The following is an 8,098-nucleotide window of genomic DNA, read 5'->3' as shown; positions in this document are numbered from 1 at the left end:
CTTATCTCCTATATTGGAGATTGAGCCTCTCGATCCCTTCTTTTCCCTTCTCTCTCATGGGACCCGCGGTATCCGTCGCGTTCGCGATCACCTACCTGAACCCGTAAATTCTTGACTCATACAAAAGTCAGCTTCTTCTGGCCAATCCGACAAGACCAAGGCCGAACAACCCGAGAAGAGCTCCGGGAACTATTGCTACTAAGGTAGCAACCAGGATAACCCCTATAATCACAAAAATCCACCCCAACACAACTAAGACTCCCACCGTTAAACTGAATAATAACCGAAACGGCAGTAGCACCAACCAAAGGAGTAGTGAAAAGAACGCAAATATCAACCTAAAGGGTAATAGGATAATCCCCACGTTGCTTGGCCACCTCCTTGCCCTTGCACCATACATATACATATTAACACAAATGGGGGAGTGTGCGCAGCTCCTCCTGTGGAGGAGAAATATAGTCCGATACAATTAAATTAAGCATTGAACGTTTGGTTGGGGGGGAATTAGCTGGAATAAATCTACTACAAGTTGCACTGGAAAGAGCACGGGTGCCTTCTGCGAAGGACCCTCAAGTCCCACATAGTGCAGTCTCGGCTTTTAATCCCGAGGAGGATCTCAATTTCGTCTTCAGGACCTCCCATTCAAGACTCTGCATATGGGGGAAGAGCTCTTCATAGCGAATCCCACGGCAAGTCCTATCTTTCGCTTCTATCAATCAGTCCATATTCTGGCTTTCTCCTTCTTGCCAGATGGCCGTTCTACGTCCACGATCTTGTATTATGGGATTCGTGGTTCGTGATCGTAACCTTTCTATCCCAAGCAGACATCCTCAAGATCTTATAGGCTAGGGTTAGGAGCAGCGCCTTTTCGAGCCAACCACCTGCATGATTCGACCGCTCATATAGGCGGATTAATGGTTGCTTTTAGGTGGGATTTGATTGGAGTCCATCGTCGGCATTGAGTCTATGTAAGCATTCCTGCACCAACTCATAATCGCTTGGTTTATCTACATCAATGCCAACCTCTGGGTAGGGTGAGACAATGCCTTTCCCCGCGAACCCGAGAATCTCACCGGCCCGATCTTCTATTTCAGCCATCTCCAGACGTTTCAGCAAGTACCGAATAATGAACCTTAGACCCAGCATGCGGGATAGCTGCACGGGCTTCTTGCGCATCCCAATCGCCCGGCTAATCACTTCCTGGCATTGAGTCAAGAGCTCCGGCTGCAATAGCACCATATTTCCACCGGTGAACGTCCCATCTTTAAGGGTCACATAGGTCCGCTGTACCCCAGGATAGTGAAGCTCGTTTATCTCCTTGCTCACAATCGGGTAGTAGATATGCGCCTCTACCTGCCTGCACCGTGTTAAGAAGTCTTCTATGGCTTCACCGGTAATTAAGGGTATATCCGAGGTAATAAGTAAGACAGGTTGAGGAGAGACCAGGTGCGCAAGCCCAGCCTGGATATTGTCCACAAGACTATCGGTGCTTGGTACTAACTCAATCGTCCGTCCAAGCAATGGCTGCAGTTCCCTTGGACCCACAACAACGATCCGTTCAATACATGGGACCTGCCGCAATGCATCCAATACGTAGCAAATCATGGGACGATCAGCTATCGGTATTAGTGCTTCATAGGGCTCACCACTTATTTCGCTCATGGGCCCATCGTTGCTCGCCCCGGCCAAAACCACCGCATTCACCTTATCTACTTCGCACACTTTACCACCCATGCTCCTACCTCCATCCTATCCCACCGTTCGGGCCACAAACACATCCCATGGATGTATTTCGAGGAGACTATGTAACTTCTTGGCCGAGTCTTCGTTTTCCATAATCCCGAACACGGTTGGCCCACTACCGGACATCAAAGCGCCGAGGGAACCAGTCGAGACCATCGTCTTAATCTTCGCTATTTCAGGAAACATGTGGAAAGCTACCGGTTCTAACATATTGCCTAGACTCTGTGCTATCGTCTTCGAGCCACCCAGCTGAACAGCCGCAAGCATCTGCTCAACCATGGGTTCCCCCGGAGCAAAATCACGCCAGGCTTGATACACCCTTTGGGTACTCACACTTATCCTTGGGCGTACCAAGACCAGCCACAGCTCATCTATGGGTTCAAGGGGTGTTAATACCTCGCCCCTTCCTTGGATTAACGCTGTCCCTCCAAGGAGGCAATAGGGCACATCTGAGCCCAACTCCTCACATAGTCTGAGCATTTCCCATTTTTCAAGTCCTAATTCCCAAAGGACGTTAAGTCCCTTAATCACAGCCGCCGCATCAGCACTGCCACCCCCAAGCCCTGCCGCAATGGGAATGTTCTTCTCTAGCTCTATGCGAACTCCTTTCAATGTGTGGGTTCGCTCCTGCAGAAGCTGTGCCGCTTGATAGGCCAAGTTGGTGTTCCCACTGGGAACACCGTCCCCCTTACACACAAGTTCAATGGCCTGAGACTGTTTTAGTGTCAGCCGAATCCGATCATATAGATCTATGGTTTGGACCACCGATCGGATCTCGTGATAGCCATCTTCCCGTCTGCCAAGGACATCTAAAGCTAGATTTATCTTTGCATAGGCACGTACCGTAAGTTCATCCAAGTTTTTCACTCCGGTAATTACTTGAACCATCCGGATATGGTTCGCAATAAACGGGTAAAAAAGCCAGCCCGGGCCACTTCTTCAGCGGCAACCACAGGGAGCTCCTTAGCTACTCTGCCCCGATAGCTGATGGTCATAGTACCCACAACGTCCCCTTTGTTGATCGGCGCTTGTAAAGCCTCTTTCATCACAAGTTGCACTTCAAATGGATCCCGTTCACCACGTGCTGCCAGTAGACGTACATCCTCACCGGCGGCCACGTCTACCTTCTGACTCCGTCCGCCAAGCACATCCAATTGCCCAACGAGTTTACCTTGACTTACAACATCCCGGTAATCAAAGCTGAAACCATAGTCTAATAATCGCATGGTCTGCTGAAGCCGTTCGTCATCACTGTCGGTCTTCAACACCACGGAAATCAGTCGCAGATCTCCTTTTTTCGCGGTCCCAACCAAACAGTAACCAGCAGCACTAGTATATCCGGTCTTCAAGCCATCGGCCCCAGGATAGGCTTTAATGAGCCGGTTCCGGTTTGGCATATCAAAGCGGGGCTTCTCACGGAAAATAGCAAACTCGGTGGAAGACCATTCCAGGGCCTTGGGGTGTTTTACTACCTCACGGCTCAAAAGGGCAATATCATAGGCTGTGCTAGCATTATCCAGATCACCAATTGGCAAGCCGTTAGAATCAATGAAGTAAGTGTTCTTCATGCCTAACTCCTGGGCCCGTTCGTTCATTAGCCGCACGAAGTTGGCCTCAGTACCACCAAGATATTCTGCCACGGCAACTGTAGCATCATTCCCTGAGTAAATAGTGACCGCTTGCATCATCTTCTCTAGTGGGTGACTCTCCCCCGATGCTAGAAAGACCTTAGAGCCCTCCACTTGACTAGCGTACTGGCTTGTAATCACAACATCGTCTAGACTGGCCCGGCCGCTATCAACCGCCTCAAGGACTAGTAAAGTTGTCATGAGTTTTACTATACTGGCTGGTGGCATCTGTTCATGCTCGTTCTTGGCAAAGAGTACCTGACCTGTATCCGCATCGATTAAAATAGCTGCACCCGCAGGCAGATCGAAATCCTGGGCCGATGCCAACCCCGAACAAGTTACAAATAATATCACTGCAAGGATAATGACTAACTGCTTTCGCATAGAAAAGGCCTCCAAGTAATCCACTGTGAGTCATAGATTTTCTATTCTACAGTTCGCCCCTTTGGCCTGTTTTCCTGCTTTTCTTCCCCGGGCATTGCTTCTAGTTCCTTCCAGCACGGTTTAGCACCCAATGAGGGGCCATGCCAATGCTTATGCAAGTCCTAACGAAAAAAGACCCCGCACAACAGGGGTCTTCAAGGCAAATTGCTAGCTAGGCGATTATTAGGTGATGGGACGAAGCTCGCTTACTTTCCTCGACGGTATCAGTAATTTCCAACCGCACTCCAGACGCTCCAGGTTATCCTTCTCCAGCAACCACTGATTCTCATCTAGGATCTCCTGAACTGTGGTGCGGTACTTTGCCGCTAACTTCCACAGGGTATCTTCCGGCTGCACAATGACAAAGCGGTACGATGGGGGTCTTTCTTCTTCAGGTTCCACAAGAACTAATTCCACAACTACTTCCCGCTCGGATTGGTTCTTCAAGGTGCAGTTGGCCTGGACAATGAGGCTTACCTCAATCTGACCCCGTGTCACCAGATCCCAACTAAGCGCCTCAATGGTCAAATCCAAATCCGGATGCATGGTGGTATCACTAATGGGAAGCTCAATGGCGATGGTGAACTGGTTTTCTAGATTCCATGACACCGTCTGTACTGGTGCATAGCCCCCATCGTTGTGGGGGGTGTAGAAGGCTTCCAGGAAAACGCTCGCCTCCGCCACCACCTTATCTTCGAGTACCTGGTATTCCCCGGGCCAAATACGGGCAGTCATATCCAGGATTTGGTCCACCGAGGGTTTACCCTCCGGGATATCTACAGACAGCTCGGCCTTCCGCCGTGCCAATCCCTCGCTGCCTACTTCCGTAACCTGTAGGTATTCTCTCCGGACGGCAACTTCCCTGCCTTGACTAGAGATAACGTCTTTAACCAGGGTAACCTTGTGGCGATGGATGGTATTACCGGCAATATCCATCCTGCAGGAAACGTCAAGCTCCCGTCCCTGCCCTTGCACCATGACCTCTCGCACCGTTACTCGGGGATGAAAGCGCATGCCTTCCTTCGTTTTCAACGTCTCCATCCGACAAACGAAGGGTGAAGCACCAGCAAAATTGATAACAGCGACCCGTTCTTTCACCGCTGGAAGCCGTGTTTCCTGCTGCCATTCGGACCACTCACTATACAAGTCTTCCTGGACGGTGGTCTCTGTGTGAACGGCCTGCTGTGGTGCGGGGTCCTCTTCCACCACGTAGAGGACCTTGTATTCTATATCACCATCAACAACAATGCAATTCTCATCTAGGGTAGTACTGTTGACCTTAGGTGTTGCACTGTAGGATAAAACCCGGCCAACAGGCATTTGATCCTCACCTAAAACTAAGGTCCCCCTGGTCTCCAGCTCACCCTTTAGTGATTCAATTATTTCATCGATCCGCACCTGTTCTTTTTCCACTTTGGCCTTCTCGGGCTCGGTGACCATCACATCCTCAATAATCGCAGTTTTCTCTACGGCACTAGCCTTTACCTTTGCCCGGATGTTTAGATGAATATCCAATGTGCGACCATCTGCCTGCAGATCATGGCTCATCGCCGTCACACAAAGATCCGCGTCCGGTTCCATTGTAGCTTCCACACCAGGAATCTCAATAACCCGATGAAAAGCCAAGGCCTGCTCCCAGTTGACACTAGCAAAAAATGCTTCCTGATCATCGTCACTGCGCCCCACGTAAACACAGCAGACATCAACTACTCCCCTGATTTCAACACCTTCCAAGTCCTTGGCAATACTAACCTGTGTCAGCCTTGGTTCTACCCGACAATGTACAATTTCTTCTGCATTGAGATTGCCTTCTCCAATCACTAGCATCCCGTCTAACTTGAACTCCTCTGCACTAGCACCTATGATCTCCTCGAGTGTAAGAATTCGAGTCGTTGCTTTGCAGCCCACAGCATTCCCCTCCCTGTATGAAGCTTGACCATCTACTTAACTATATGCATCGGAAAATGCAAACTTGCCAGCGGAGTAACTTTGGAATCGATATTTAAGTATATTTATCTACAGGATCATTTATGAATTAGGAAATGCTGTTTCAGACAACGCCACAAGCGCTTATCCTCTAAGCCCACGCCCGTTAAGACGATTCCTCCTAGGTTATACCTGTTCACTAACCATAGCCAATGCATCATTGTGGTCTCATTCGGTAACCAGACTCGTTGCAGACCCCGTGATAGCTCGATGACTTTAAGCTCCTCGGACCAAACGGGTTTGGTCCGGGACCTTCGCAAAAACTCCATTCCCTCCCCATGACTAATCGTCCTTCCCGAAGCAGTCTCATCATCATATTCCCATGCACATAAAGGTAGTTTTAACCAAATTCGCCACGAGGGAATCAACTTTCCCAGTCTGATGATCCCTTGACGCAGATGGGCAAAACTCGGTAAGCATATGGAGGGTTTTTCCTTGTAAACGCTGCTTAGAATAACGCGGTCAGCTATGGTGAGATAAGGGGGGAAGGATTCCCTTGGGCTGTAGGGATAGGTAAGCACTAGCTTTCGCTTTTTTTGATGGAGTGCATCCTTGAGGCGGTGTAGGAAACCTAAGGATAGAAGCTGTGTATTACCGGATAGATCAATATGAACTGCTTTTGCAGTCGTTCGATGGCACAAACGGCATACCTCGTCAATGATCTGCTTTCTCTTACGGCGCCTTGCCATAACGCCAACGGTCTCATCGATGGTTACATCCAAGAACACACTTAATTCATGCTCCAGACAAAAACTCAACAAATCCCGATCGATACTGCGACCAAGTTCAACCTGCAGAAGCAACCCAGTTATATTCGTGTTATTGTCGACAATACTATTTGCTACCCGAGGGTCGCTAGGATCCGTAAAGACTACAACGTACCGACATGGAATGATCAATCTTCTGCCGACATACAGGCCAGCAGGAGTAAGCCACCGGTTAGCCTCTCTAAGACCTACTGTGCCCACGCCCCATTGTCTAGCAATACTTAGCAGTGTCTCCCTACCCTCAATCGTATGCCTAATTATGGGAGGTGGATCCTGTAAGAGGGAAAACACCATAGGACCTGCAATACCATCGGCCCTTAGCTTGAAGTCCCGCTGTAATTCAAGCACAGCCCCAAAGGTCAGAGGACCAAACAGCCCATCGACACCGTTTAGGGCATACCCCCACTCTATAAGCTTCTCTTGAAGCCATATGACATCAGCCCCCCGCATGCCTTCTTTAAGGATGCGACGGCCAGGTTCTCTTCGCATATAGGACATAGCCATCTCCCCAAAAGGTTAGTCTATGTCTATATATTCAAGAAAACCCAAATAGATACTTAGGGGAACTTATCGAAAAACGGTCTAAAGAAAAACTACCGGTGGCAAACACGCCCCGGTCGGCCTAATGCCAACCCCAGGGCAGGGAAAGAGGAACGAGATGGAAACCTGTTGATACCTTCCACTTAACTGACGCCGATTCTCCGATCATCAAACTTAATCTCTACGGTTTCTGTGAGTACATCAGCATAGGTGTATGACATGCGCTGCACTGGACTACCATCGTCTAGCCGGACAACAAAAAGGTTTGGATAGGTCTTCTCCAAGATCCCTTTAGCCTCCATAATCCTTTTACGTCCTCGGTTAGCCCGAAGTCTTACTGGCTTTCCCACATAATTCTGCAGGTCATGTCGGATCGCTTGCAATGAATTGCCCTTCGCTGTCACCTGATCACCTTCTTCGCACTTATTCGATCATATATTACCACAGGTGATGCCCTTTGTCAACTAAACTACATAATGTATCACATAGCCAAGCTTGCTGTCAAGGATCTTGTGAGACAGTTTCTTTGCAAATCCTTGGGGTTTCGTCGGCTTAGCTCCAGAGGTTAGCCTGGAAATGCCCACATTTTGGCGTCGTCCCTGTCCAAGGCCTCCAAATTCAACGGCCCAAAGGATTTGCGTCCTCTTCGCTCCTTTGGTATTTCCTTAGATAAATCCCCTTCTCGAGCACTAAGGGCCTATGGAAGAGAGCCGGCTGGAAAACAGGGTTAAGGTAATATGAGTATGCAGGTCTCAAAAAAGACAGGTTTGAGGCAGAACATGCCCAGTTAATTTGTGCTTGAAGGAACCATAGAGGGATCCCGGCAGAAGATAGTCACCCTGGCCAATCTTAACTAAAAGATAAAAACAAGATCGGTAACAATTCTTCGTAAGCGTCAAAGCTAACCCACATGGCGACAGCTTTGTTGTGATGGGATAATTGAACCATCATAACCAAGTGAGGTGACTTGTGTGGTGACCCAAGACAAACGTCAGCTTTGGGAGGAACGTG

7 protein-coding genes are annotated in these 8,098 nt (G+C 49.1%); all 7 read right to left on the bottom strand.

The features are described 5' to 3' along the window. Window positions 1-127: 127 nt before the first annotated feature. Entirely contained in the window at window positions 128-364 is a 237-nt protein-coding gene (locus tag M0Q40_12110; GenBank protein MCK9223339.1) for a hypothetical protein, read from the bottom strand. Between the two features lie 560 nt (window positions 365-924). Then, complete coding sequence (locus M0Q40_12105; GenBank protein ID MCK9223338.1) at window positions 925-1,734, bottom strand: NTP transferase domain-containing protein; 810 nt, start codon at window positions 1,732-1,734, stop codon at window positions 925-927. A gap of 15 nt (window positions 1,735-1,749) precedes the next feature. Then, entirely contained in the window at window positions 1,750-2,601 is an 852-nt protein-coding gene (gene ispE, locus M0Q40_12100) for a 4-(cytidine 5'-diphospho)-2-C-methyl-D-erythritol kinase (GenBank protein ID MCK9223337.1), read from the bottom strand. Window positions 2,602-2,618: 17 nt separating this feature from the next. Continuing rightward, entirely contained in the window at window positions 2,619-3,755 is a 1,137-nt protein-coding gene (locus M0Q40_12095; protein ID MCK9223336.1) for a D-alanyl-D-alanine carboxypeptidase, read from the bottom strand. A 222-nt stretch (window positions 3,756-3,977) separates the two neighbouring features. Then, on the bottom strand, window positions 3,978-5,702 hold the full coding sequence (locus M0Q40_12090) for a DUF3794 domain-containing protein (protein MCK9223335.1): 1,725 nt from the start codon (window positions 5,700-5,702) through the stop codon (window positions 3,978-3,980). A gap of 116 nt (window positions 5,703-5,818) precedes the next feature. Further along, window positions 5,819-7,036, bottom strand: a complete 1,218-nt coding sequence (locus M0Q40_12085; GenBank protein ID MCK9223334.1) for a peptidoglycan-binding protein — start codon at window positions 7,034-7,036, stop codon at window positions 5,819-5,821. A gap of 194 nt (window positions 7,037-7,230) precedes the next feature. Continuing rightward, window positions 7,231-7,491 carry a Veg family protein gene (locus tag M0Q40_12080; protein ID MCK9223333.1) on the bottom strand — a complete coding sequence of 87 codons (261 nt, stop codon included), beginning with the start codon at window positions 7,489-7,491 and terminating at the stop codon, window positions 7,231-7,233. Window positions 7,492-8,098 lie beyond the last annotated feature (607 nt).

This window comes from Limnochordia bacterium (assembly GCA_023230925.1).
In the GTDB taxonomy this organism is placed as follows: domain Bacteria; phylum Bacillota; class Limnochordia; order DUMW01; family DUMW01; genus JALNWK01.
This window is presented reverse-complemented; position numbering and strand designations above follow the sequence as displayed.

Coding starts and splice junctions, on each gene's coding strand:
- M0Q40_12105 (MCK9223338.1), bottom strand. CDS start 1,734: ATGGGTGGTAAAGTGTGCGAAGTAGATAAGGTGAATGCGGTGGTTTTG.
- M0Q40_12095 (MCK9223336.1), bottom strand. CDS start 3,755: ATGCGAAAGCAGTTAGTCATTATCCTTGCAGTGATATTATTTGTAACT.
- M0Q40_12085 (MCK9223334.1), bottom strand. CDS start 7,036: ATGCGAAGAGAACCTGGCCGTCGCATCCTTAAAGAAGGCATGCGGGGG.